At 45.5% G+C, this 26,559-nt stretch carries 24 protein-coding genes and 1 other annotated feature; of the genes, 4 read left to right on the top strand and 20 right to left on the bottom strand.

Annotation, left to right across the window (positions count from 1 at the left end; all coding sequences use genetic code 11):
- Positions 1-47: 47 nt before the first annotated feature.
- From ACOMA8_RS12270 to ACOMA8_RS12250, 5 genes are all read right to left on the bottom strand, one after another.
- Positions 48-1,304, bottom strand: a complete 1,257-nt coding sequence (locus ACOMA8_RS12270; RefSeq protein ID WP_421371104.1) for a methionine gamma-lyase family protein — start codon at positions 1,302-1,304, stop codon at positions 48-50.
- 80 nt (positions 1,305-1,384) lie between these two features.
- Positions 1,385-2,611, bottom strand: a complete 1,227-nt coding sequence (hflX, locus tag ACOMA8_RS12265; protein ID WP_421371102.1) for a GTPase HflX — start codon at positions 2,609-2,611, stop codon at positions 1,385-1,387.
- A 1-nt stretch (position 2,612) separates the two neighbouring features.
- Positions 2,613-3,530: a tRNA (adenosine(37)-N6)-dimethylallyltransferase MiaA gene (gene miaA / locus ACOMA8_RS12260; RefSeq protein ID WP_421371100.1), complete on the bottom strand. Its 918-nt coding sequence runs from the start codon at positions 3,528-3,530 to the stop codon at positions 2,613-2,615.
- A complete protein-coding gene (locus ACOMA8_RS12255; protein WP_421371097.1) occupies positions 3,527-4,270 on the bottom strand; it encodes a glycerophosphodiester phosphodiesterase in 744 nt (247 codons plus the stop codon). The genes miaA and ACOMA8_RS12255 overlap by 4 nt, the downstream gene beginning before the upstream one ends.
- A gap of 174 nt (positions 4,271-4,444) precedes the next feature.
- Entirely contained in the window at positions 4,445-4,957 is a 513-nt protein-coding gene (locus ACOMA8_RS12250) for a hypothetical protein (protein ID WP_161899866.1), read from the bottom strand.
- A 372-nt stretch (positions 4,958-5,329) separates the two neighbouring features.
- On the opposite strand from ACOMA8_RS12250, the gene clpP reads away from it, so the two are divergent.
- Positions 5,330-5,926 carry an ATP-dependent Clp endopeptidase proteolytic subunit ClpP gene (gene clpP, locus ACOMA8_RS12245; RefSeq protein ID WP_161899322.1) on the top strand — a complete coding sequence of 199 codons (597 nt, stop codon included), beginning with the start codon at positions 5,330-5,332 and terminating at the stop codon, positions 5,924-5,926.
- Positions 5,927-6,215: 289 nt separating this feature from the next.
- On the opposite strand, the gene ACOMA8_RS12240 is transcribed toward clpP, so the two are convergent.
- Positions 6,216-6,704 carry a gamma carbonic anhydrase family protein gene (locus ACOMA8_RS12240; RefSeq protein WP_421371095.1) on the bottom strand — a complete coding sequence of 163 codons (489 nt, stop codon included), beginning with the start codon at positions 6,702-6,704 and terminating at the stop codon, positions 6,216-6,218.
- A 252-nt stretch (positions 6,705-6,956) separates the two neighbouring features.
- The gene (locus ACOMA8_RS12235) at positions 6,957-8,351 is read right to left on the bottom strand and encodes a glycoside hydrolase family 1 protein (RefSeq protein ID WP_421371093.1); all 1,395 of its coding nucleotides are present in this window, start codon (positions 8,349-8,351) and stop codon (positions 6,957-6,959) included.
- A gap of 413 nt (positions 8,352-8,764) precedes the next feature.
- On the opposite strand from ACOMA8_RS12235, the gene ACOMA8_RS12230 reads away from it, so the two are divergent.
- Positions 8,765-9,484, top strand: coding sequence for a GntR family transcriptional regulator (locus tag ACOMA8_RS12230; protein ID WP_161899319.1), 720 nt, complete (start codon positions 8,765-8,767; stop codon positions 9,482-9,484).
- 234 nt (positions 9,485-9,718) lie between these two features.
- On the opposite strand, the gene ACOMA8_RS12225 is transcribed toward ACOMA8_RS12230, so the two are convergent.
- Together ACOMA8_RS12225 and ACOMA8_RS12220 are read right to left on the bottom strand one after the other, a co-directional pair.
- Complete coding sequence (locus tag ACOMA8_RS12225) at positions 9,719-11,482, bottom strand: ABC transporter ATP-binding protein (RefSeq protein WP_421371091.1); 1,764 nt, start codon at positions 11,480-11,482, stop codon at positions 9,719-9,721.
- Positions 11,479-13,212 (bottom strand): ABC transporter ATP-binding protein, encoded by a 1,734-nt coding sequence (locus tag ACOMA8_RS12220; protein WP_161899317.1) that lies wholly within the window; start codon positions 13,210-13,212, stop codon positions 11,479-11,481. Before ACOMA8_RS12220 ends, ACOMA8_RS12225 begins: the two co-directional genes overlap by 4 nt.
- A 697-nt stretch (positions 13,213-13,909) precedes the next feature.
- Between ACOMA8_RS12220 and ACOMA8_RS12215 the strand changes: the two genes are divergently transcribed.
- Both ACOMA8_RS12215 and rnjA read left to right on the top strand, forming a co-directional pair.
- Complete coding sequence (locus ACOMA8_RS12215) at positions 13,910-14,122, top strand: DNA-directed RNA polymerase subunit epsilon (protein WP_161899316.1); 213 nt, start codon at positions 13,910-13,912, stop codon at positions 14,120-14,122.
- Between the two features lie 3 nt (positions 14,123-14,125).
- Positions 14,126-15,799, top strand: a complete 1,674-nt coding sequence (gene rnjA, locus ACOMA8_RS12210) for a ribonuclease J1 (protein ID WP_421371088.1) — start codon at positions 14,126-14,128, stop codon at positions 15,797-15,799.
- A 363-nt stretch (positions 15,800-16,162) separates the two neighbouring features.
- Here rnjA and ACOMA8_RS12205 read toward each other — a convergent pair whose 3' ends face one another.
- The 11 genes from ACOMA8_RS12205 to ACOMA8_RS12155 form a co-directional block, all read right to left on the bottom strand.
- On the bottom strand, positions 16,163-16,927 hold the full coding sequence (locus ACOMA8_RS12205) for an ABC transporter permease (protein WP_421371085.1): 765 nt from the start codon (positions 16,925-16,927) through the stop codon (positions 16,163-16,165).
- Positions 16,908-17,561, bottom strand: coding sequence for an ABC transporter ATP-binding protein (locus ACOMA8_RS12200; protein WP_421371083.1), 654 nt, complete (start codon positions 17,559-17,561; stop codon positions 16,908-16,910). The genes ACOMA8_RS12205 and ACOMA8_RS12200 overlap by 20 nt, the downstream gene beginning before the upstream one ends.
- A gap of 130 nt (positions 17,562-17,691) precedes the next feature.
- Positions 17,692-17,892 (bottom strand): cold-shock protein, encoded by a 201-nt coding sequence (locus ACOMA8_RS12195; RefSeq protein ID WP_161899312.1) that lies wholly within the window; start codon positions 17,890-17,892, stop codon positions 17,692-17,694.
- Between the two features lie 238 nt (positions 17,893-18,130).
- A complete protein-coding gene (radC, locus tag ACOMA8_RS12190; protein WP_421371080.1) occupies positions 18,131-18,817 on the bottom strand; it encodes a RadC family protein in 687 nt (228 codons plus the stop codon).
- Positions 18,818-18,935: 118 nt separating this feature from the next.
- Positions 18,936-19,598 (bottom strand): HAD family hydrolase, encoded by a 663-nt coding sequence (locus tag ACOMA8_RS12185; protein ID WP_421371078.1) that lies wholly within the window; start codon positions 19,596-19,598, stop codon positions 18,936-18,938.
- A complete protein-coding gene (locus tag ACOMA8_RS12180) occupies positions 19,588-20,913 on the bottom strand; it encodes a bifunctional folylpolyglutamate synthase/dihydrofolate synthase (RefSeq protein ID WP_421371076.1) in 1,326 nt (441 codons plus the stop codon). Before ACOMA8_RS12180 ends, ACOMA8_RS12185 begins: the two co-directional genes overlap by 11 nt.
- A gap of 272 nt (positions 20,914-21,185) precedes the next feature.
- Positions 21,186-21,335, bottom strand: a complete 150-nt coding sequence (locus tag ACOMA8_RS12175) for a hypothetical protein (protein WP_161899308.1) — start codon at positions 21,333-21,335, stop codon at positions 21,186-21,188.
- Complete coding sequence (locus ACOMA8_RS12170; RefSeq protein ID WP_421371074.1) at positions 21,325-21,924, bottom strand: DUF1700 domain-containing protein; 600 nt, start codon at positions 21,922-21,924, stop codon at positions 21,325-21,327. The genes ACOMA8_RS12175 and ACOMA8_RS12170 overlap by 11 nt, the downstream gene beginning before the upstream one ends.
- Positions 21,917-22,237, bottom strand: coding sequence for a PadR family transcriptional regulator (locus tag ACOMA8_RS12165; protein ID WP_161899306.1), 321 nt, complete (start codon positions 22,235-22,237; stop codon positions 21,917-21,919). The genes ACOMA8_RS12170 and ACOMA8_RS12165 overlap by 8 nt, the downstream gene beginning before the upstream one ends.
- 480 nt (positions 22,238-22,717) lie before the next feature.
- Positions 22,718-25,357: a valine--tRNA ligase gene (locus ACOMA8_RS12160; protein ID WP_421371071.1), complete on the bottom strand. Its 2,640-nt coding sequence runs from the start codon at positions 25,355-25,357 to the stop codon at positions 22,718-22,720.
- Between the two features lie 100 nt (positions 25,358-25,457).
- Positions 25,458-25,685 (bottom strand) — a binding site (T-box leader).
- A gap of 39 nt (positions 25,686-25,724) precedes the next feature.
- Complete coding sequence (locus ACOMA8_RS12155; protein ID WP_421371069.1) at positions 25,725-26,384, bottom strand: redox-sensing transcriptional repressor Rex; 660 nt, start codon at positions 26,382-26,384, stop codon at positions 25,725-25,727.
- Between the last annotated feature and the right edge of the window lie 175 nt (positions 26,385-26,559).

Raw genomic sequence — 26,559 nt, 5'->3', positions numbered from 1 at the left:
GTTGGGCCTGCGAATAAGAAAGCTCAAAACGTTTCCTTCATTGTTGCTCACTCACCATGATACACCCGATTGACCGCATTGGAAACAGCGATTTTGACATGCTCATAGGTCAAGCCGCCTTGGACATATAAAGAATAAGGTTCGCGGATGGGGCCATCAGCGGAAAGCTCAATGGAAGCTCCTTGAATAAAGGTGCCCGCTGCCATAATGATATCATCCTCGTACCCAGGCATGTAAGAGGGTATTGGCGCTACGAAGGCATCCACCGGCGAAAAGGCTTGAATCGCCTGGGCAAATTTAACCATCGCGGCTTGTTCTTTTAAATCCACTAGCTGAATCAAGTCAGTCCTTGGGTCATCCCAACGAGGGGTGGAATCAATCCCGTACTCTTCCAAAAGAGCAGCCGTAAAGACCGCACCGCTGATTGCCTGACTAACCACATGAGGGGCTAAAAAGAAACCTTGCAACATATCAAAAACCGTATTGAGCATAGCGCCACCTTCAATCCCAATCCCAGGAGCTGAAAGCTGATAGGCACAGCGTTCTACCAGGTCTTTGCGGCCGACGATGTAGCCGCCGGTTTTGGCGATGCCACCGCCAGGATTTTTAATCAGGGAACCAGCCATCAGATCCGCACCAACTTGGGTAGGTTCCAACAGTTCAGCAAACTCCCCATAACAGTTATCTACAAAAATGGTCACATCAGGAGCGATGCTCTTCACGTAATCACACATTTCTTTGATCTGGGCAATGGTAAAGGAAGGACGGCTGGCGTAGCCGCGGGAGCGTTGAATGCCGACTACCTTGACTTCTGGCGTCAACTTTTCTTTGATTCCGGCGAAGCTGACACTGCCATCTGCCTCAAGTTCAACTTGATCATACTCGATCCCCCATTCCTTCAGCGTTCCGATTCCATTACCCGCTAATCCAATGACTTCCAACAAGGTATCATACGGAGTCCCGGTAATATAGACGAGCTTTTCTTCGGGACGCAAACTTCCAAAAAGAGCGGTGGCGATGGCGTGGGTTCCTGAAACAATTTGAGGACGCACCAGTGCCGCTTCCGTAGCAAACACTTCAGCATAGACTGCTTCTAGTGCATCTCGTCCCATGTCATCATGGCCATAGCCGGTAGAGGGCATAAAATGGGTCTCAGAAATTTGTTGATGAGTGAAGGCCGCCAACACTTTCGCCTGATTTGACAATGCAATTTGACGAAACTCCTCTAAACGACCAGCAATCTTGCGGTCTGCTTTCTCAATTTTCTCTACTAATTCCGGTGCAAATCCTGCGGTCCAACTCATGTTTATCTTCCTCCGATTTTTTTGATTCAAAAAAGATCCATCTCTTCTCAAGAAAAAGACGGATCCTGCTTACTCGTGCTCTAGCGCAGTACCCAGCTGCCGTCTTCTGCAAAACCTCTTACGTGATAGGCTTCTTCTTGTTCCACATAATCTTCCCGTAAAAGTAAGGTTTCTCGTTTTAACCGACTCAACTTTCCGCCTTCTGTTTGTGGAATTGTTGCAACATAAGGGGTCAATATCTCCATCAATCGCAGCTTAATAGCGTCGGTCAGCTCTTGTTTGCCAAGACTACTCTTTGCCGAAATCAAGACATTGGGAAACATCGTCGGCACAAATTGATCTTTGATGATTCGATCTGCTTTATTATAGATTGTCAGCAATGGAATGTGCTGCAAATCCAGTTCCTCCATCAAATTCATGACCGTTTCTTCTTGTTGCGGTCGATCTTCAGAACTAGCATCCACCACATGCAACAATAAATCCATGTTGCGACTTTCTTCCAAAGTGGAATGAAAAGCATCAATCAACTGCGTCGGCAGATCCTGAATAAATCCTACGGTGTCGGTTACAGTTACTTCAAAGCCCTCCGGTAGCCGCCAGCGCTTCGTCAACGGGTCCAAAGTCGCAAACAGCTCGTCTTTTTCATAAGTATCTGCGCTAGTCAAGATGTTTAAAATAGTAGATTTTCCGGCATTGGTGTAGCCAATCAGACCAATCTGAAATACTTGTCCTTGCCGTTTTTGACGCGTCCGTTCCCGGTGTGCAGCCACTTCCTTAAGCTCGCGTTTGATGATGGTAATACGGGTGCGAATGTGGCGCCGGTCAGTTTCGAGCTTGGTTTCACCAGGTCCTCTTGTCCCAATCCCCCCACCTAAACGAGAAAGATTTTTCCCCTGACCGGTCAGTCGGGGCAACAAGTATTCCAACTGCGCTAGCTCTACTTGGAGTTTTCCTTCTTTTGAACGGGCACGCATAGCAAAAATATCCAAGATTAGCTGTACTCGGTCAATTACCGGCACCCCCACGATTTCTTGGATCAACGCCCCTTGTCGTGGAGTCAGTTCGTGGTTGAAAATGACCAGATCAGCCTCATGGGCCTCTACCAGCTGCGCCAACTCTTGTAATTTACCTTTGCCGATAACCGTCTGGCGATCGACTTGCGGTCGTTTTTGAATCAACGAGAAGCAGACTTCCCCTTTGGCAGTTTTGGTCAATCCTTTTAACTCCAACATTGATTCACCGAAGTTCTTCCACGTTTCTTCCGTCTCGACTCCGACTAATATTACGCGTTCCTGTTTTGCTTCCATGTTACACCCCCAACCAATCTTTGATCTCTTCTTCCAATTTTACAACCGACTCCGGCTCTTGCACCAGATCCACCCAATGAGGTGCCATCCGATTTCTAAACCAAGTCAGCTGCCGCTTAGCATAGCGACGGGAATCTTGTTTGATCTGCTCCTTGACGGCTGCCAGATCACTTTCCCCTTGAAAGTAAGGGAAAAACTCCCGATACCCAATTCCTTTAGCAGCTTGCGTTTCTGCAAATTCCCGCAACAACTCCGCTTCTTCCTTGAGACCTGCAGCAAACATTAATTCTACCCGTTGATTGATTCGCTGGTACAAAAGCTCTCGCTCGGTATTCAAGCCTACCAAAAAATAATCGTACAGCTTTTCCGGCAAAACCTCCGGCGCCGTAATACTACGGCCAGTCTGTTCAAGAACTTCCAGCGCCCGCACCACTTTGCGCTGATTGTTGAAATGGATTTTTGCTGCCGCCGCTGGATCTCTTTGAGCCAAAAGCTCCCACAGTGCTTGACTGCCATGAGTTGTTCCATAGGTCTCGTATTTTTGCCGCAACAGGGGATCCTGATTCTCCTGATTGCCTCCCAAGCTGAAGTCATAGAGCAGAGCTTGGATGTACAACCCCGTGCCTCCCACCACGATGGGGAGCTTTCCGCGAGCCGTGAGGTCCTCAATTGCTACCCGCCCCATTTTTTGAAAAGCCGCGACGGAATAGCTCTCTTGAATGTCACAGATGTCAATCAAATGATGTGGAATTTTCTCGGCTTCAGCTTCTGTCACCTTAGCTGTGCCAATGTCCAGCCCGCGATAGACTTGCATGGAATCGCCGCTGATGATTTCTCCATTAAACTTTTTTGCCAGCCGGATGCTGAGGGCCGTTTTGCCCACAGCCGTTGGTCCGACGATTGCTAATACTTTTTTCATCGTTTCTCCTGTCGATAAGCCGCAATTACCTGACGACAGCGTTCCGGGTAATTGGTAATGATCCCAGTCACGCCCATTAAAAGGCACTTACGGATATTTGCTTCGGTATCTACGGTCCATGGCCGCACTGCTATTGGAAAATCCTTAATCTGAGAAGCATGGTTCTCTGCCCAGTCCAGCTTCGGATGAATCCCCTCAATAAAGGGACGCTCCAAGGCTTGCGCCGGCTTGTTTTCGGCAGTCCCCATGATGAAATCCAGCTGCGCGTCTGGTTCCAGCTCATGAATCATCTCTAAAGAAAGCAGATTAAAACTACAGTACCAATGCTCAAACGGCCATTGGCGGCTTTGCATCAGTTCACTGATTTTTTCTTCAATTCCTTGATAATGGAATTTGTCGGTTTTTATTTCGATGGTCAGCGCACCGCGATAGTTGCGCATCAGCAACAAGTTCAAGACCTCATTTAAAGTCGGAATTCTTGTCGCTTTGAAGGTTGGCGAAAACCAGCTCCCAGCATTCAGCCGTTTCAGTTCTGCCAATGTTTTTTCTCTAATTAGCCCCTTGCCATCAGTGGTTCGGTCGACTTCTTCATCATGCATTACAATCAGGTGACCGTCTTTTGACAGATGAACATCCAGTTCAATCACATCTGCTTCAACACGAATTGCTTCGGCAAAAGCCGGCAGCGTATTTTCTGGCCGGGTCCCACTCGCTCCCCGGTGAGCAACTACTTGGGTCATCACAGTTCACTCCAATCTGTCTCATTGTACCACTTTCCTACTACTTTGCAGATAGCTTGCTGGGCTATGAAAACCCCAATTCATTTTCCAACTGCTTTTGTGGGACAGTTCTTCATTGTTTATGAAAAAGTGACCGCCACCTTTCATATGAGAAAAGATGACGATCACTGCAAATCAATGGGAAAAATAAGTCAGTTCTTCATTGGATAGCTGCTTTAACTGGGCTTTGCGTTCGTCCACCAACTCCATCAGTGTATCGGAAAAATGTTCCAGCAAGACTCGACCACCCTTGTAAGCATAGCCACCAATATTTACCGTTTCTTCTGGTGTTAAAATCACTTTTCGCTGGCCAATCTGCTTGAAAAATTCTTCAATGATGTAATTGGGCAAGTAGAAGTTGTTTTGGGCCGAAAAAGATTGCAGATAGACATAGTCATCCACTGTAATATAGGCATCATCAAATCCATCAAAACTAACGTATTCCGCCATTGTTGCTGAGCGCTTTTGTAAGATTTCCTGGATTTTTTTATTCAATACCAACAGCGTCTCAATTTCCTTAACTTTGTGGTCCAATTGGCGACGGCGCTTTTCTTTGCGTTCATCGTAGCGGATCCGCAAATCGAAAGCGACAGTGACTACCAGTGCCCCCACCAGTACGCCTCCCAAAGCAGCCAGTGCCGTAACCATCGTCGGTGTCATAATAATCCCTCACTTTATCAACTGTTCATCAGATAAAAAGCGGGTAGCTTCCTTGCTTTTCGCTTTTATCATTCGTTATTTTTATTGTAGCATAAAAGGTACAAAAACCGCCAAATGAAAGGACAATCCGCAGGAAGTTTTTCGTTTGACCATTTTTGACCATAAGTGTATACTACATGTCAGAGGTTGCAGGTAGCTGATTTTGCGCCTGTGATCCGTCACACATATGTTTAGTAGCTCTTCGTATTTTGTGCTACACTTATTGGTGAAGAAACGTGCCGAACCTTGCTATCACAGCTTTTCAAAAAAGAGTTTGTGACAGCTATCTTTGGCAGATAATTTGAAGGAGGATACCTTATTATGAATTTGATCCCTACAGTAATCGAACAATCATCCCGCGGCGAAAGAGCTTATGACATCTACTCTCGTCTATTGAAAGACCGTATCATTATGTTGAGCGGCCAAGTCACTGACGATTTGGCAAACTCAATCATCGCCCAACTGCTGTTCTTGGATGCCCAAGACTCCGAAAAAGATATCTACTTGTATATCAACTCACCTGGTGGTAGCGTAACAGCTGGTATGGCTATTTATGACACCATGAACTTCGTCAAAGCTGACGTTGTGACCATCGTGATGGGTATGGCCGCATCAATGGGTTCTTTCCTGTTGACTGCTGGTACTAAAGGCAAACGCTTTGCCTTGCCAAACGCTGAAATCATGATTCACCAACCACTAGGGGGCGCGCAAGGTCAAGCAACAGAAATCGAAATTGCAGCTCGTCACATCCTGCAAACTCGTGAACGCTTGAACGCTATCTTGGCAGAACGCACTGGTCAACCTTTGGACGTTATCGAAAAAGATACGGACCGAGACAACTACATGACTGCGCAACAAGCTAAAGATTACGGCTTGATCGACGAAATCATGGAATCTTCCAAGAGCTTGAACAAATAATCAACTCAAAAACGAAGGCGTATCAGTCATGTTCCCTTCTACGAACCGAATATGACCAGACCTGTGCTTCAGACAAAAGACGGCAATCTTCCATTTAGTTTTTGGAAGATTGCCGTCTTTTCATTACAAAAAAATTTGCCTATGCTCTGTTTCATAGAAAAAACTGCTTCATCTCAGCTGACTTCATTAAAAATCAATAGCAGCGGGCGGCAAAAACTCCCCTGCCACAAAAAAGAAAGTGAGAAACGAGTCTCCCTGCTATTTTGATAACTACGCTAAGAAAATGCTCTTAGCTTCTTGTGAAGGGAAATTCACCGTTGCGATGAGCGGTTCCCATTTCGATATAATGGTGAATGTTTTGACGATTTTTTGCCAATTCTTCAGGGGTCAAGGGGCGAATTACTTTGGCTGGCCTACCAAATGCCAAAACATTGGGGGGAATAACCGTTCCTTGCGTGACAAGAGAGCCGGCACCAATCAAGCTGTTCTCCCCAATTACAGCATGGTTTAAAACAACCGTACTCATTCCAATCAAGGCGCCGCTTTCGATACGACAGCCGTGGAGCATACATTGATGTCCGACTGTCACATCTTCTGCAATCTCAGTCGGCGCATCATGATCTACATGAATAACGGTCCCGTCTTGGATATTCGTACGTGCGCCAATACTGATTTTGTTGGCATCTCCGCGAATCACGGCGTTATACCAGACCGTCACATCTTCTCCCAGTGTCACATCTCCCACGACGACAGCATTTCTTGCGATAAATGGTTTCATCTTCTTTGCTCCTTTTCATTTGAACCAAGCGCTTGCTAGCTGAAATTGCTTTGTATTTCCCCCGCTTAAAAAAAGCCGGAAAAAAGTAATCCTCATCAAAGTCAGCTGCCGGCTATTGCTCATTTGATTATAGCAATTTTTTACAAGAGATTCTAAAAAGGAGCGAATGCTACGGTTACACAGCGAGCTTTGCTATTGTATTTAAAAATTGATCAATCTTTTTCCGTTAAAACCAGACCCTGAACTTTTCTCTCAGTCGTCAAAGCCATTCTGATCAGCCACAGTCTTGAACCAGCGCCCTGATTTTTTGATTTTGCGCGCTCCTTCGTGATTCAGATCCACAGAAATAAAGCCGTAACGATTTTTGTAGGCATTTGTCCATGACCAGTTGTCCATGCAAGTCCACATATGGAACCCGCGGCAGTCTGTGCCTTCCTCGATTGCTTGGTGAACATAACGCAGGTGGTCTTTGATGAAGTCAATACGGTAATCGTCTTCAATCACCCCGTCAGCATTTTTGAAGCGGGCTTCCCCTTCTACTCCCATGCCGTTTTCCGAGATAAAACAAGGAATGTTGCCATAGTTTTCCCGTGTATTGGTCAAAATATCGTAAATGCCTTTTTCATAGATTTCCCAGCCGCGGTAAGGATTCATTTTGCGACCAGGCATTTCATAATTGTCGAAATAGTCATCCGGCATCGGCGCTGCTTGTGGATCTTTAGGTGTTTCTTTGGCCTTCACTCGCCGCGGCTGATAATAGTTGATTCCCAAAAGATCGACGGTGTTTTGGCGAATTGTCTCCAAATCCCCGTCTTTGATCTCAGGAAGCATCCCCAGCTCTTTGACCACTGTCACCAGTTCCGCCGGAAATTCCCCTTTGACAGCAGGATCCAAAAAAGAACGGTTGAAGAAGGCATCGGCCATAATTGCTGCTTGCACATCTTCGGGATTTTGCGGGTCTCGGGGATAGCTGGGGGTCAGATTCAAAATGATGCCAATCTCCCCGCCTAAATTCATGTCGTGATAAGCTGCGATAGCTTTGGCACTTGCCAGTGTTTCATGATAGCCGACAGTAATCGCTTTTTTCATATCGACAATATTGGGATAGTGAAATTGATAGAGATAGCCGCCTTCAACCGGCACGATAGGCTCATTATGGGTGAACCATTTTTTCACGCGATCGCCAAACAGTTCAAAGCAAGTTTTGGCAAATGACACATAAGCTGTCACTGTTTCCCGATTCAACCAACCACCTTTTTCTTGCAACGGCATCGGCATATCGAAATGATAGAGATTTATAAACGGTTCGATGTCGTTGGCTATCAGTTCATCGATATACGCGTTATAAAATTTGACTGCTTCCGGATTGACTGCACCGGTCCCAGCTGGAATCAGTCGGCTCCACTGAATCGAGGTTCGAAATGAGTTATGCCCGATTTCTTTCATCAATGCAATGTCTTCTTGATATTTTGTATATACTTGAGATGCCACGTCTGGACCGACACCGTCGAAAAATTTCTCGGGTTCTTGTTGATACCAATAATCCCAAATATTGTCTCCTTTGCCGTCTCCTGCAAAGCGCCCTTCTGTTTGCGGACCACTGGCAGAAGATCCCCACCAAAAGTCTTTTGGAAATGTATAATCCATCCTTAAAACCTACCCTTCAATCATTTTCGGACAACTGTCACTCAGCTTTGTCCACCAACAGCAACCAGACGCCATGCAGCTTTCACGTCTCACTGCTGTTCTTCCTCCCAATAGTAATCTACCCTCCAATAAAAATCAATCATTTTAAATATATGTCTAGTCATACGAACTTTAATTCCTTTTCAATTCGCCACCCTTTAGCAACAGTCGGAAATCGTGATTGCTCAGCTTTTTGTGTCAGCAGTTCTCCTGGAACATCTTTCTCACATCACCCATTGGTAGGCAACCGTCTAAACCAGCTATCTGCTACCTCCAGCCATTATCGTAAAATGGATAGACTTGATACAGCATATGACTGTCTTTAATTTGTCGTTCAATGAAAACTTGAGTATAATCGATGGGAGGTGGCGAATATGGCAAAATATGAAGACATTGCAAATACTCTTAGAACTCGGATCAAAAGTGGGGATTACCCCGCCGGTTCTTTTTTACCGAAGCAGACTGAGCTAGTGACAGAGTTCAATGTCAGCCGAATGACCGTTCAAAAAGCAGTTGAAGTCCTGATGATGGAAGGACTGGTTGCCTCCAAAAAAGGCGTCGGTACCACTGTGCTGGACCATCCTTTTACCACAAGAGATACTTCGACATTATCTGAATATGAAGGACTCAGCTGGGAAATGGCCCATGGAAATCGGCAACTCACCAGTCAAGTCATTGAATTTGGCGTAGAATTTCCCGATGAAACCGTCCAGGAAAAGCTGCGATTGACAGAAGAAGAACCGGTGTATAAAATCCTGCGCTTACGTCTTGTGGAGGATCAGCCCTTTGTTCTTGAGCATACCTATATGCCTCTGAATCTGGTACCTGGAATGAAAAAAGAAATTCTTGAGCACTCGATTTATCATTATATCCGTCAGCAATTAGGGCTGCGCATTAGTGGTGCTTACCGAACAATCCGTGCCGATAAGCCCAGTGATTACGACAAACTGTATTTGCAGGCGCAGCCGGAAGATCCGATTCTTGAGATCAGCCAAATCGTTTATCAGCAAGACGGCAAACCATTCGAGTATTCCCGTAGCCGTAATCGCTATGATGTCCGTGACTATTCTTTTTTGGATATGAAAGGAAGCTAATGGATCAATCGCTTATTTAAAGTTTTCTGAATGGCAACTAGTGAATCGTTCGCTATCGTAAACAACAAAAAGACAAGTCACCTCCACTGTTTGCTAATGGAGGTGACTTGTCTTTTATTTGCGGCTCATAGTTAGTCGGTGCTTCGCAGGACGGTGACAGAAGAGCTGTCATAATCCCAGTTTATTTTTGGTTACAATTGAAGTCTTTTTCCGACACTCATTAGGTGAGCAAGATTATTCGTACTCGCCCTCTTCGGCGAATTGACTTTGATAGAGTTTGCTGTAAAAGCCATCTTGTGCCAACAAGGTCTCATGGTTCCCCTTTTCAATGATGGATCCATGATTCATTACCAAAATCAAATCTGCGTCTCGAATCGTCGACAAGCGGTGGGCAATCACAAAGCTCGTCCGCCCCTCCATTACCTTGTCCATTGCTTTTTGAATCAGGGCTTCCAAACGGGTATCCACCGAGCTGGTAGCCTCGTCTAAAATCAAGATTTTGGGATCGGAAATCACTGCCCGCGCAATCGTCAACAGCTGCTTTTGACCTAATGAAACGTTGTCGCCTTCTGCATTGATTTTCATTTCATAACCATCGGGCATCGTGCGGATAAAGTGATCGACATTGGCTGTTTTGGCGGCATCCACCACTTCATAATCGGTTGCTTCCAGCTTACCGAAACGAATATTGTCCGCGATGGTGCCTTCATACAGCCAGGCATCCTGTAAGACCATCCCAAAAACAGAGCGAACGTCGCTACGAGTCATCAGCTTAGTGTCGACCCCATCAATTTTGATAGCACCAGCGTCTACATCATAAAAGCGCATCAAAAGATTGATTAGTGTCGTCTTACCAGCACCTGTCGGACCAACCACTGCTACGGTTTGACCAGCTTTGACTTCAAAACTCAAATCCGTAATCAATGGATTTTTCGGATCATAGCTGAAGGCCACATTTTCAAAAGTAACATTGCCTTCCACCGGTACCGGCAACGGCAGATTTTCTTGATTGACCCCTTCTTCTGGTTCATCGAGAATTTCAAAAACCCGGCGTGAAGCGGCCGAAGCAGCTTGCAAAACAGAAGACAGCTGAGTGATATTTCCCAGCGGCTGGCTGACTTGCCAAATATATTGGATGAAAGCCTGCAACTGCCCGACTGCAATCACACCTGCGATAACATAGTGCCCACCCATCACAGCCATGGCAATATAGGCGATATAAGCTGTCAATGACACCAACGGCATCATCAAGCCTGAGATAAATGACGCTTTAAAGCCGTAATTTCTCACGGAGTAATTGACTTTTTTGAAATTTTCCAGCGTTTGCTTTTCACGACCATAGACTTTTAACACTGCAAAGCCGGTCATGTTTTCTTGTACAAAACCGTTGAGATCTCCCAGCGCATTTTGCATACTTTGGAAATATTTTTGCGAGATCTTGATGATTCCACGAGAAATCAAAAAGGAAGCCGGAATCATTAAAATCGCTACCAGTGCCATTTTCCAGTTAATGTAAAACATCATCACAACTGCGGTCAAAATACCTAAAACAGCTGTAACGATCCCCGTCAATGTCTGCTGCATGGCCCCAGACACTGCATCTACATCGTTGGTGACACGAGACAAGATATTTCCCTGTTGATTGCGGTCAAAATAAGAGACTGGCAGACGATTGATCTTAGTATCGATGTCTGTCCGCAGATCGTACATAGCACTTTGCACGACACCAGCCATCAAGATACCGGCAATTAATTGCGCGGCACAATAGGTCAACCCGACTGCAGCAATCGCAATTAAGCATTTAATTACATAGTTGAAATTCAAGGATTCTCCGTTAGCAATATTATTGGCAATTTCGGTAGTGGGCAAGCCGGCGACATAAGGGAGTGCCGCATTGGCAGCCACTGTTACCACGGTAAAAAACATGACCAACGCAAAATTGCGACGATAAGGTTTCAAATAGACGAATAAACGTTTCAAAGAAGAAAATGATTTCATTGGGCTAATTCCTCCTCTGAGAGTTGTGAAGCAGCGATGTCATAATAAATCTGGCAGCTTTTCAGGAGTTCCTGATGGGTGCCCATTCCTACGACATCCCCTTCATTCAACACGATAATCTTATCGGCGTGCATGATGGTCCCCACCCGCTGCGCCACGATTAGGACAGTAGACTCAGTTGTTTCTTTTTTCAGTCGCGCCCGCAATTTTGCATCTGTTTGGTAATCCAATGCCGAAAAGCTGTCATCGAAGATATAGATTTCCGGTTCGCGAATGATAGCCCTGGCAATAGCCAGACGTTGTTTTTGACCTCCGGAAAAGTTGGTGCCGCCTTCTGACAAACGGGCATCAAAGCCATCTGGTTGTTCGGCGATGAAATCGGCTGCTTGTGCGATATCTGCAGCTCGCTGCATTTGTGCAACTGTCGCATCCTCTTTACCATAACGCAGGTTTTCAGCAATGGTACCGGAGAACAGCAATGCTTTTTGCGGAATATAACCGATTTTTTGACGCAAAGCTGCCAAGCTGAAATCTCGAGTGTCCACACCGTCTACCAATACACGGCCATCACTGACATCGTAAAAACGTGGAATCAATTGAATCAGTGTTGATTTACCAGAACCGGTACTTCCGATAAAAGCCACGGTTTCACCAGGTTTGGCTGTAAAACTCACGTTACGAATCACAGGACTTTCTGCATGCCCGGGATAGGCGAAGGTGACGTTTTGAAATTCCACATAACCCTTTTGTGCGGTCTCAGTCACCGGCTGGGCATTTTCATGAATTTCCGAAGTCGCATCCAAGGCTTCTTGAATCCGGCGAGCAGAAACTGCGGCCCGCGGATACATCATAAAGACTGAGGCAAACAGCATAAAGCTGAACAAGGCGTGGAAAATATACTCGATAAAAGCAATTAAATCACCGATTTGTAGTTGACCGGCATCAATTTGTTTGGTTCCGTTCCAGATGATCAAGACCATGACGATATTGAACAAAAAAGTGAAACCCGGCTGCGCCACAGCCATCAATTTGAAGAGACTCGTTGAGCTTTCCGTATAGGCGGTGTTGACCTTGTCAAAGCGTTTTTCTTCAAATTTTTCATTAACGAAGGCGCGGATTACCCGCAAACCAGAAAGATTCTCCCGCAAAATACCATTGATTTTGTCGAGATTTTTTTGTTGCCGCGTGGACAAAGGATCGGAAATTTTAGCGATTGCCACGACTGCCACGAGCAGTGCCGGCAAAGCCAACAGAACATACCAGCTCAGTGACGGGCTGGTCCGAAAAATCATGTACAGACTAACGGCAAACATCATTGGTGTCATAAAGCCCATCCGCAAAATATTCTGCATGAAAAGCATGATCTGATAGGCATCGTTGGTTACTCGTGTGATCAAAGAAGAAACGCCAATCGTTTCGTATTCTCGATGTGAATAACCTTGTGTTTTGGCAAACAGATCATCTCGGATATCCGCTGTGATATTGGTCGTGATTCGAGTCGTGAAATACCCCAAAAGAATATTCATGATTACCCCAATAACCACCACCACTGCCATCAAAATTCCCAAGCGATTCACATCACTGGTACTTCCAGCAGGAATGGCCTGGTCAATCATGCGTGCCAAGATTGTTGGTAGCCCCAACTCGATCAAAATAAAGCCGAATACGCAGATAAAATCAAAAAGCAGTAGCTTCTTGTAGCGCATCGTATAGTGCCACATCAATTTCAAATAAAAACCTCCTATTCTTTTCTGATACCCTCACTAGCTTAGCTGGTGGGGCCTTTAAAAATCAGATACCCGACTTCACACCTTCACAACCATGAAACGATCAGCTGTTTCAACAATCGCAACTGTTGCGGAAGGCACGTAAAATCCCGCTGTATCTCGTGACGCTGTGACCTACAGTGTCAAACAGTTCTTCAAGTCAACGAAAGAAGAGTGAGCGGCCACCACACCGCGATCTTTTCCCATGACATTTCGGGCGACAGAAAGCCGGCTGCCGCCTCGTCAAAAACCCGAAGTCGACAGCCTGGCTCGAAAATTGAAGGACTGTGTCAAGAATCGTTACAGCCAGCCTTTGCCCGCTGCAACCTTCTCTCCCGTCGCAATTACTTCTACTATATCACAGGCAAAATTTTAAGAGAACCCAAACATCCGGCTTTTTTTCAGTGGGAAACCCTTACACGCCGGTCTGTTTCTATACTTATCAAAAATTCTGTGCTAGAATATTGGTAATTGACGTATGGTGACATACATGGACGGTAGAAGAATCATTCGAACATGCGGAAAGGCAAAGACAAGGCCTTCTCTTTTTACTCACAAGTTGTCTGTAAAAAGCATAGTGATCGACGGAGGTTGCCCTTCGTGTTTTTTCGTGCACCGTTTCACCCTGTTTTCACACATTTATTACAAAGGAGACTAACACATGATTTACAAAGTTTATTATCAAGAAACCAAGGTCCGCAATCCAAAACGGGAACAAACACATTCCCTTTACATTGAAGCCAACAGCGAAGTAGATGCGCGGGCAGAAGTCGAAAAAAATACCCCATACAATATCGAATTCATTCAAGAGTTGGACGGCAACCACTTGGAATATGAAAAAGAAAATGCCGACTTCAAATTGACGGAGTTTTAATCTATGAAAGTCAATTTAAAAAATAATGAAACCGGCGTATTCGGCGTCGGCGGTTTAGGTGAAATCGGGAAGAACTGTTATGGGGTTCAATTCCAAGATGAGATCATCATTATCGATGCTGGGATTATGTTTCCAGAAGACGATTTGTTAGGGATTGATTATGTAATCCCAGATTATAGTTACATCGTACAAAATATCAATAAAGTCAAAGCACTGGTTATCACCCATGGTCACGAAGACCATATCGGTGGTGTTCCTTACTTGCTAAAGCAAGTCAATATTCCAATCTATGCCGGCCCGCTTGCCATGGCCCTTATTCGCAACAAGCTGGACGAACACGGTCTTTTGCGGGATGCCGAACTGCATGAAATCAACGAAGACACTATCCTGCGCTTCCGTAAGACATCAGTCAGCTTTTTCCGCACTACCCACTCGATTCCGGACGCGCTGGGTGTGGTTGTCAAAACACCTTCTGGCAATATCGTGCACACGGGGGACTTCAAATTTGATTTTACTCCAGTTGGCGAACCTGCCAACTTGCATCGAATGGCTAAGATTGGCGAAGAAGGCGTTTTGTGTCTCTTGTCTGACAGTACCAACGCAGAGATTCCCACCTTTACCCAGTCGGAAAAAGTAATCGGCCAATCCATCCAAAAGATCTTTGAAAAAATTGATGGACGGATTATCTTTGCCAGCTTTGCTTCAAATATTTTTCGTCTTCAACAAGCTGCGGATGCGGCGGTTGCCTGCGGACGTAAGATTGCGGTCTTTGGACGCAGTATGGAAAATGCTATCGTAAACGGCCAGAAACTCGGGTATATCAATGTCCCTGAAGGAACTTTCGTTGATGCTGGCGAGATTAACCGTTTGCCTGCCAACAAAGTGATGATCCTCTGTACCGGCTCCCAAGGTGAACCGATGGCTGCTTTGAGCCGAATCGCCAACGGAACCCACCGGCAAATTTCGATTCAGCCGGATGATACAGTGATTTTTTCCAGCTCACCAATTCCAGGGAATACTACAAGCGTCAACCATCTCATCAACTTGTTGATGGAAGCTGGTGCGCAAGTGATTCACGGTAAATTGAACAATGTCCATACTTCTGGCCACGGTGGCCAACAGGAACAAAAACTGATGCTGCGTCTGATTAAGCCAAAATTCTTTGTCCCCATCCACGGTGAATATCGGATGCTGAAAATTCACGCCGGCTTGGCACAAGATACTGGTGTACCAAAAGAAAACTGCTTCATCATGGAAAATGGCGACATGTTGGCATTGACTGCGGATAGCGCTCGAATTGCCGGTCATTTCAATGGCGGCGATGTGTACATCGATGGCAGTGGCATTGGGGACATCGGCAACGTGGTCTTGCGAGATCGTCGCATTTTATCAGAAGAAGGTTTGGTTTTGGCCGTTGCCACAGTCGACTTGGATAAAAAAGAAGTCTTAGCTGGCCCAGATATTCTTTCTCGCGGTTTTGTCTATATGCGAGAATCCGGCGACATGATTTATGAAGCCCAAACCCTTTTGTTCAGAGCCTTGCGAGAAGCTTTGAATCAAAAAGATGTCAATGAGCACAAATTGAAAGAAGCCATGAGCAATGCGCTCCAGCCTTTCCTATTTGAAAAGACTGAGCGCCATCCGATGATTCTCTCAATGATCATGGCACCTGAATAAGAATATGAAAAGAACGGTGATCACAACCTGTCACCATCCTCAAAGCGAGCATTACCAAACGTGAGATTTCAAAAGCCAAGGCCCTTCCATTAAAAACAGTGGAAGGGCCTTGGCTTTTCATTACTAAACATTTCAAACACTGACTAAGCTTGATTTCATCAAGAAAAGTCAGTGTCATTCATTTTTTTCTCTATGGGTATGGCAAGGTTCCTTCTAAGACTAAGATGCAAGCATTCACCACTGTCCACTGAGAAATAATTGCTGTCAGAGCCTGTTTTTAGTCTAGCCTCTGCTGATCAATCGGCTTTTAACCTGGCAACAGTTGAACTGAAAATCGTCAAGTTCCAAAAGAGCAGGCAGCAATTACATATCCAGCAGCTGCAAACGGTCGTTGAAGTAATTTCGATAGGCCGTATACCCCGCAATAATAGCTCCCAGACTAGTGGTAGACAACAGCATGAAGGTCACCATGATTTGGTATTTGATAGCATGAACCGGGTCAACGCCGGCAAAAATCAATCCTGACATCATCCCTGGTAGACTCACCAGTCCCACTGTTTTCGCAGAATCAATGGTTGGTTGCATGGCGGTTTTGATACTTTCTCGCAGGATAGGTAAAGAGGCTGCTTTGGCATCTGCCCCCAAGGCTAATTTTTCCAATACTGGTTGTCGTTGATCACGAAACTGGCTGGCTAGATTGCGGTAACATAACCCGATTGCTACCATTGAATTGGAAGCAATCATGCCACTGATAGGAATAATCTGAGAAGGAACGAACTTAATCGCTCCGGCGGCCACCAACACGCCTAAAGTGACATAAGTGCTGACAAAAATCGCCAACAAGGAGGTCCAATATTTCTTCTGGCGGTTTGGATTGCGTTTGTGGGCATTCCAAGCGGCATTGAAGACGATGAACAGGCTCATGCCAGCTGTCAAAAATAGATTGTCCAGCTGGAAAATATATTTCAATACATAACCTACAATCACCAATTGGAGGACGGCTCGAAAAATACTGTAAAAAATGTCTTTTGACAGCTGCAATTTTTCCTTATAACTAATTCCAACAGCAATCAAAACCAGTAAAAAAGCAAATACCAATGACAAATCGTTAACGGCCAATTGATTCATACTTCAAATGTCCCCCTTCCATTTTCAAAACCCGAGCTGCCTGTTGCAGATCCTCTTCATCATGACTAACCTGCAGGATGGTCACGCCCTGCTTGTGCACGTTTTGCACCAGCGCTTGGACAATACCTTTACTTTCTTCATCCAGGCCTACTGTTACCTCATCTAAAAGCAGAATCTCCGGCAAAAACATCAGATTGCGAATCAGCGCCACTCGTTGCCGTTCTCCACCGGAAAGTTCAATGATTGGTTTATCCAGAAATGACACCGGCAAGTCCACCAATTGAAGCAGCTCACGAACTTTATCCTCCGAAAAAACTTGATTGCGAATGGTAAAAGGAAATTCGGTATTGTCGCGGACAGTTTTTCCAAACAGTGTCGGCTGCTGAAAACAATAAGAAACCTGCCGGCGATAGTCAGTCACCGGATACTCGTTCTGGTCTTTATCCTTAAATAAAATCTTGCCGCTGGTCGGTGTCAATAAGCTGGCAATCACTTTTAATAACGTGCTCTTGCCTCCTCCTGACGGGCCCGAGATTGCCAGATATTCCCCTTGTGGAACAGCAAAGCTGATTTCTGTGAGAATCTGATTTGCTCCTGACTTATAACTCATCTGCTGTACTTCCAAAACGGACATGCTGCCACTTCCTCTCTTTTCCAGTATAGCAAACCTCACTTCTGTCAGGCAGCTAATTTGGTGCTACTGGAATTTAGAACAAAGAAAAAACCGGACACCCTCGAAGGATGCCCGGTACGTTCGTCAGATATTAGTCTTTTGTAACGTTTGTTGCTTGAGGGCCGCGGTCTGAATCTTCAACGTCGAAAGATACTGCTTGGCCTTCTTCCAAAGTTTTGAAGCCGTCGCCTTGGATAGCTGAGAAGTGAACGAATACGTCGCTGCCGTCTTCACGTGAAATAAATCCGAAGCCTTTTTCTGCGTTGAACCATTTAACTGTTCCGTGTTCCATGTTAAATACATCCTCTCTCGTGCATCAGCACAAATAAAATTTAGTGTAACATTGCCTTGCATACGATAGAGGTATAACGTTAACAGGTGTTAAGCACTTCTATGGAGCAAACAAAATTACATACTCATTCTACACGTCTCATTAGATATTTGCAAGCCTGTGGTATTCTTTCCCCTATGATTTCTAGCGCAAACGTTCGGGTCTGACAATAACAGTCAATAAATGAGAAAAAATCCCTTTACTTCTCCCAAAGACCTTCTTCCCGCAGACTGACATAGCTGTCATGACCGATGATGAGGTGATCCAGCAATTCGATTCCCATCATCTCGCCACAAGCTTTCAAACGCCGTGTAAATTGCAGATCATTCTCACTTGGTGCGGGATTGCCACTGGGGTGATTGTGGACAGCAATCAGACGAGCCGCTGACACCCGAACCGCGCCACGAAAGATCTCTCGCGGATGAGCGACAGATTGATTAAGGGAACCGATGAAGAGGGTCTCTTTTTTAATGATTTCGTTTTTGGTATTCAAATAAAGACACAACAGGTGCTCTTGCTGGTAGTCTTTCATATCTTCCATCAACGTGAAAGCCAGATCCATGCTGGTGCGGACTTGTCCCAGTTTCGGCTGTAGGGCTTTTTGGATTCGCCCGCCCAATTCAATCATGGCCAAAAGTTCTAACGCTTTGACTTGACCCACACCATTGATCCGTTGCAACTCAGCCAGGCTGGCCAGCTTCAGATCAAATAACGAGGGAAACTCAGACAAAACTTGGGCAGCTAACTCCATTACATTTAACTGCGGTGTGCCTGTACGCAGTAAGATTGCCAGAAGTTCCTGATCTGACAGGCTTTCTGCACCATATGTCAGCAGTCGTTCCCGAGGACGGCTGCTTTTAGGGATTGTTTGAAATCCTTGAGTCATACAAAAAAACTCCTTTGCGCAGGAATAGCAGCTGCCGTTTTTTCACCGACAACTGTTGAAAAAAACCGCCACAGCAGTGCAGTCTCTTCAAAAGAACATACGCAAAAGAGTCCTAATTTCAGTTGTGTTTGAGCCAGTCTCGTACCGCCAAAAGATCCGGCAGTACTGCCGCAGTTTTAGCAGTCAGTGCATCATCTGGACCCAAAAGATCCGGTACCATGATCACCGGAATATCAGCAGCAAATGCCGCATTGACGCCGTGTTTGGAGTCTTCCAGTACCAACAGATTTTCTCTGGGCAAAGCCAATTTTTCAGCTGCCAATAAGAAAATTTCCGGATCAGGCTTGGCCCGGCTCACATCATTTGCCGAGACAACAACAGGAAACTCCTCTGCCAACTCAGCCTGCGCCAATAAGCGGTTAATCGCTGGTCGATTGTTGCTAGAAGCGAGGATGCGGGTGATTCCTTGTTCATCCAGATAGGCCAACAGTTCTCTTACCCCTGGTTTCAATTCCACCAAACCAGCTGAAAACATGGCTTCAGAATTGGCGTAGGCCCGCCGAACAAATTCACTGATGATTTCAGCACCGTACTGTTCATCAAAATCTGCGTGAATCTTTTCCACAAACTCTTCATCACTGATTCCCAAATAGCGAAGATATGTTTGTTTGTCGTAAGCCATTGCCAATGAATCGGCAGCTTGCTGACTGCTTTTATACACCAGTGCCTCCGTGTCAAAAATCAACCCATCCATATCAAAAATGATTCCTTTAGTCTGCATGTCCGTCTCCTCCCATCTCCAGCAGTAGTGAGCGAACATCTGAGACAAAGTACAATGAACCAGTCACTAGCAGCAGGTCTTCATCGGTCATTTTCTCTAAGATTTCTCCCAAGCCAAACTGCCACAACGAAACAATGGTCACACGCTTGTCCGCAGTATTTTCAAACTTGTCATCCAGCTCCAGTGCCTTAGGATAATCAAAGGTAGTCACATAAATCTTAGCATTGGGAATTTCTAGAAGCAGCGCCAACATCTCATCGACATTTTTGGTAGACAATGCCGAAAATAAAATGCTGACCTTATACTCCTTGAATTCTTTTTTCATCGTTTCCACGAGGCGGCGCATTGCATGTGTGTTGTGGGCTCCGTCCAGCAAAATCAGCGGTTCTTTACTAAGACGCTCCATTCGAGCTGGCCAGTGGGTCTTTTTCAACCCGTTACGAATCGCTTTTTCCTCAATGGGAATGCCTTTGATTTGGCAGTAGCATTCGAACAACTGGATAGCCATACCGGCATTCTCTGGTTGGTGGCGACCGATGAGAGCCGTTTTCAAATTCGTGAGTTTGCCTCGCTCATTGAGAAAATCGAACACTTCTCCCCACTCATCAGCAGGGTGTTTATAGTTGACATGATATTCCTTTTCATAGCGATAAATCGGTGCCCGCTTTTCAGCCGCGGTTTGTTGAATCACTTGCAGAGCATTGACGGGAATGTTCCCAGTCACCACCGGAATACCTGGTTTGATGATTCCTGCTTTTTGGTAAGCGATAGCCTCTAACGTGTCCCCTAAGATTTCCGTGTGATCCATCCCAATAGTGGTAATTCCACACAGCAACGGCTTCACTACATTTGTAGAATCCAACAAGCCACCAAGGCCAACTTCGATAATTGCCACATCCACCTCTTTTTCCAAAAAGTAGTCCAGCGCCATGGCCGTTAGTGTTTCAAACTCGGTGATTCCTTTGACTTCTTCTTTGGCATCTAACTGAGAGACAAGTGGCTGATACTTATTCACCAGCGTTACCAGTTCCTCATCAGAGATATGTTTGCCATCAATTGCGATTCGTTCATTGAAGGATTCGATATAAGGCGACGTGTATGTCCCCACTGTAATTCCCGCTTCTTGCAGCATTTCCCGCAGGTAGCTGACTGTCGAGCCCTTGCCATTGGTGCCGGCAATGTGGATCGTCGGAACTTTGTCTTCCGGATGGCCGACAAGTTCTAAAAGTCCATTGACCCGCTCCAGCCCCGGCCGTGAGCCAAAAGGCAGCCGACTGTGGATCCATGCGATTGCTTCGTTTCCTGTTTTTACCATTTTCCCGCACCTCATTTTTACGTACCCGACTTTTTCGTACGGGTCGCCCTGATTGCTGAACATCCCCATTATAACAAAAGCCTGAACCCCTGTCTTATCCGGTTTTTCGTGGGAACGCTGTCCTGGTAAAATATTCGTCAAAAAGAGCGTTTGATCTGAAAAAACAATAAACCCGCAGATAGCTGCTCTAAAACAGACCTCTGCGGGTTTTAAGGCTATTCTGGAACATTAGCTTGACAAAACCATGACAATTCTTTCAACACCCCTGCGAATCAGCCGAAATGAATGGTGCGGTACCAATGCCATTCTCCGGAGATCAGGGGATTCAAGTCACCACCCACCAGCAACACAGCGCCAATCATCAGCACCAGCCCAATCAAAATAAACGCGCCGCCAATCTGCAAAATTTTCTTAGTAGCCATATCTTGTGACCCCCTTTTGCAACCCATTCCAAATTGCCATTGTTTTTCGTTTGCTAACTGCCAAAATCCAACCGCTGCATTTGATAGTCAGTACTCCGCAAATCAAACCAATGCCCACCAGCACCATACCACTGCCAAATTGCATCAGTGCAACTGCCAGACCATCTTGTACCGCCACTAGACTCAATAACATGGAAGCCAGCCCGCCCAAAAGCCCGGCAACTGTGAAACTACCTGTCACGATTAGCGGCGTCCATAACAAAATATAACCTGAAAGCAGCAGACAAACTGCGGCTAACAATATGCTCCCCCACAGCGGAAAGCCCAAAACCAAAAGTAAAAGAATTCCCAGATTGATCCGGCCTTTTGATGCGGCATTGTCCTTCATATAAGCCTTTGAAAATTCCCCATTGGCAACAATTTCTTCAGGATCTCCTACCATGGCAGTCGCTTCTTCTTCTGTATAGCCATCCGCCACAAACTCCCGAATCATTTCATCGTAATAATCGAGAAACTCTGATTTTTCAATATCATTTATCCCCGCCGGCAAATACACCATCAACGCTGCCAAGAACTGTTTTCTATCCATTTTCCCTCAAACTCCTCCCGATATACTCATAGATTGCGATAACATTGTCTTTTCCTTTATAAAAAATCCGTAGATTGTCCCGCCCTTTGCTACTGATACGATAATATTTTCGCAGCCGCCCGTTGTACTCCTGCTTGTAGGTAGTTACTAACTTTTGGGCTTCCAGACGTTTTAAAATGGGATACAAAGTGGACTCACTGATATGAATAATCGGACTGATATTTTTAACAATCTCATAGCCGTAAGAATCCTCTTGCAGCAAAAAAGCCAACACACAGTATTCCAACAAGCCGCGCTTCAACTGACTGTCCAACCGATCCCCTCCATTCTTTTTCTTGCTATGATTATTTTCCCTGGTGATGCAGCCATTTGAACCTATACCTTGTTTACACTCATACTATACAATACATAGTATAGACGAAAATCAGCCTATAGTCTGATTTTTTGCTTTTAGAGTATTTTTTTCACTATTTCATTAAAAAAATTTCAAGAAAGAAAGTTACGATTCTCAGCACCCCAAAACGCAGGAGCCAAATACCAACCAAGCATTCGTGACGACCAAAGAAAGCACACTATCCTCTCGTCGCTGCAAAGAGCAGCGTAAAAGAATGCTGATTTTAAAACGATGAACTCCAGCATCCTCCAGCTTTAAAATGTCGGAAAAAAAACGACTATCCTCCAATCAAATTTAATGAAAGATAGCCGTTTTTTTACTGGCTCACATTTGTCGTATTCAGTTCAGAAGCGGGTGATTTGATGATTGTTAGTGCTTCACCCTTTTTCTAACAGTTCATTAACCGATTGTTTTTAGTTGTGCAATCCGATCTGTCACTGCTTGTTGTTTTTCCAAATAGTCTTTTTCTTTGGCCCGTTCTTCGGCCACGACCGCTTCCGGAGCATTGGCAACAAAGCGTTCGTTAGCTAATTTTCCTTGAACCCGTTTGACTTCTTTGGTCCACTTGTCCAATTCTTTTTCCAGACGCGTGATTTCTTCTTCAATGTTGATCAACCCCGCCAGTGGCAAGTAGATAGTAGCGCCGGTCAAAACAGCGGACATCGCAAGTTCCGGCGCTTCTAGAGAGCCTGAGATAACCAATTCTTCCGGATTACAGAAGCGTTCAATATAGTTCTGGTTTTCGGTTAAGAATTTGTCGATTTCCGGATCAGCGGTTTGGATCAATAACGTAATTGGTTTGGACAGCGGGGTGTTCACTTCTGCCCGAATGTTACGAACCGAGCGAATCAATTCAATCAGTGTCGCCATCCCTTTTACCGCATTTTCATCATCAAACTCCGGATGAACTACCGGGTAATCTGCTACTACAAGGGATGTGCCTTGATGTGGCAGCTTGCTCCAGATTTCTTCAGTCACAAATGGCATGATTGGATGCAGCAATCGCAGGATCTGATCCAATGTATAGACCAACACACTTTGGTTGGTTTTCTTAGCCGCTTCATCTTCTCCGTACAAGATTTCCTTACTCATTTCAATATACCAGTCACAGAAATCGTCCCAGATAAAGTTGTACAATTGGCGACCAGCTTCCCCAAATTCAAAGCGGTCAAACAAATCCGTCACTTTAGCCACCGTTTCATTAAGACGGGTCAAGATCCAGCGATCCGCCACTGTCTTTTGCCCAGTGAGATCAATTTCTTCATAGCTGAGATCCTCGACATTCATCAAAACAAAACGAGAAGCGTTCCAGATCTTGTTGATAAAGTTCCATGCAGCATCCATTTTTTCGTAGCTGAAACGAACATCTTGACCTGGTGCAGAGCCGTTGGATAAGAACCAACGCAAGGCATCTGCGCCGTATTTGTCGATCACTTCCATCGGATCAATCCCGTTGCCCAATGATTTACTCATTTTCCGGCCTTGTTCGTCACGAATCAACCCGTGCATCAAAACATTCTCAAACGGACGTTCGCCGGTAAATTCCAGACTTTGGAAAATCATTCGACTTACCCAGAAGAAAATGATGTCGTAACCTGTGACCAGAGTATTGGTAGGGAAATAGCGTTTGTAATCGGCGGCTTCTTCATCCGGCCAACCCATTGTTGAAAACGGCCACAGCGCCGAGCTGAACCATGTATCCAACACGTCAGGATCTTGTTCCCAATTTTCCGGATCAGCCGGCTCTTCCATCCCTACGTACATTTCACCGGTGGTCTTGTTATACCAGGCAGGAATTCGATGGCCCCACCACAGTTGGCGAGAAATTACCCAGTCGTGGACATTTTCCATCCATTGCAGGAAGGTTTGATTGAAGCGAGGTGGGAAGAATTCTACTTTGTTATCCGTTTCCTGGTTGGCCATGGCTTTTTTAGCCAGCGGTTCCATGCGGACAAACCACTGAGTAGACAGTCGTGGTTCCACTACCACACCGGTTCGTTCAGAATGACCGACACTGTGGGTCATCTTTTCAATCTTCACAAGACAGCCAATTTCTTCCAGATCCTTGACAACCAATTTACGAGCAGCAAAGCGATCCATGCCGGCATATTTACCCGCCAGATCGTTCATGGAGCCGTCGTCATTCATTACGTTGACCCGTGGCAGGTCGTGGCGATTACCCACTTCAAAGTCATTGGGGTCATGGGCTGGCGTAATCTTCACAACCCCGGTTCCAAAGTCCATGTCCACATATTCATCAGCAATAATCGGAATCTCTTTGTCTACCAATGGCAAGATGACGTTTTTCCCAATCAACTCTTGGTAGCGTTCATCGGCTGGATGTACCGCAACTGCCGTATCTCCTAACATAGTTTCAGGACGAGTCGTAGCAATCTCAACCACCCCGCTACCATCGGCCAACGGATAGGTCATGTGATAAAAAGCGCCTTCGACATCTTTGTGGATAACCTCGATATCAGAAAGGGCAGTCCGCGCTTGTGGATCCCAGTTAATGATATATTCGCCACGGTAGATCAAGTCTTTTTCATACAGGCCTACAAAAACTTTGCGGACTGCTTCGGACAACCCATCATCCAGCGTAAAGCGCTCACGGCTGTAATCCAACGACAGGCCCATTTTCGCCCATTGTTCCCGAATATGACCGGCATATTCTTCTTTCCAGTCCCAAACTTGTTCAACGAATTTTTCTCGTCCCAGATCGTAGCGAGAAACTCCTTGTTCTCGCAACTTTTCTTCTACTTTGGCTTGGGTAGCGATCCCGGCATGGTCCATTCCCGGCAGCCAGAGGGTATCAAAACCTTGCATCCGTTTTTGACGGATAATCATATCTTGCAGGGTGGTATCCCACGCGTGGCCCAAATGAAGTTTACCGGTAACATTTGGCGGTGGAATTACGATGGAATAGGGTTCGGCATTTTGGTCACCGCTAGGTTTGAAAAGATCCTGGTCCAGCCAGTTTTGGTAACGGCCAGCTTCTACTTCCTGGGGATTGTACTTTGTCGACAAATTTTCAGTCATAACAGTTCCTCCGTTTCTTAGTTGGAATCAAGGGATTACACGCTGACGAGCGTGGGCAGGCGGTCGGCAAATAAAAAAAGCGCCCTCAGATGACGAATCATCTTAGGGCGCGAATGCGCGGTACCACCTAATTTGCAGAGAAATTTCTCTGCCACTTTGACGTGCGTTAACGGGCACAAAACGTCACTTCCTACTTCGCAAAAAAGCATTCTTCAGAAATGATGACTCCCAAGCTACCTTCACCGTCTTGCCGCAGGGATTTCTCAGCCTTGAATCCCATCTCTGAAGCAGCAAAGTTGCGGTTACTCCTCTTGTTCCATGTCTGAGGTCATTCTACAATGGAACTTTCTGAAAGTCAAACCGCGTCTCAGACTTTTTCCGCCATCTTGCTCTGATAATTTTGATCGAAGAAAATCAAGGTCTGCAGTTCAGTTGTCAAATCAATGTATTGAACATGGACATTTTGGGGAACATCCACCCGGTCTGGCGCAAAATTCAAGATAGCGGTAATGCCGGCAGCCACAATCTGATCAATCGCACTTTGGGAAAACTGGCTGGGTACAGTTGAAATGGCTACTGTGATGCACTCTTGCGCCACTTTTTCTTGCAGGGCTTCGATGGGATACACATAATGCCCATCTACTTCGGTCCCTACCAACTCAGGGTTGTTATCAAAAATTGCAACAATATTTAAATTGGAGTTGCGGCGAAAATTATTATTAGCTAACGCCTTACCCAAATTTCCATAACCCACAAGAGCAATCCGTTTTTCTTCATTGGTATCCAAAATGCGGTTAAATACTTCAATCAAATAGCTGACATCATAACCATAGCCACTACGTCCTAATTCCCCCAGATGGGAAAAGTCCCGCCGAATCGTGGCAGAGGGTACTTGGGTGATCTCGCTGAATTCTTTTGATTTTATCCGAGTGACACCGGAATCTTGCAGCATATTAAGATACCGCAAATACAATGGCAGTCGTTTTGCCGTTGCTTTAGGTACATTTTTTAAATTGAGTTCATCCATTGGTGGAAGCTCCTTTGTTCGTTTTTTCACATAGTTAGTGTATCACGACAGCCACAGATACGCAACGTTTTTTAGTTTCTTCACAAAGATGATTTGTCATTTTTATCTCATGCGCTCCTGCACAATAACCACCTTTGATTATTAGCGGAAGATTTGTGAAATTATTCCAAGCAAT

This window comes from Enterococcus infantis (assembly GCF_049166715.1).
GTDB lineage: Bacteria > Bacillota > Bacilli > Lactobacillales > Enterococcaceae > Enterococcus_C > Enterococcus_C leclercqii.
This window is presented reverse-complemented; position numbering and strand designations above follow the sequence as displayed.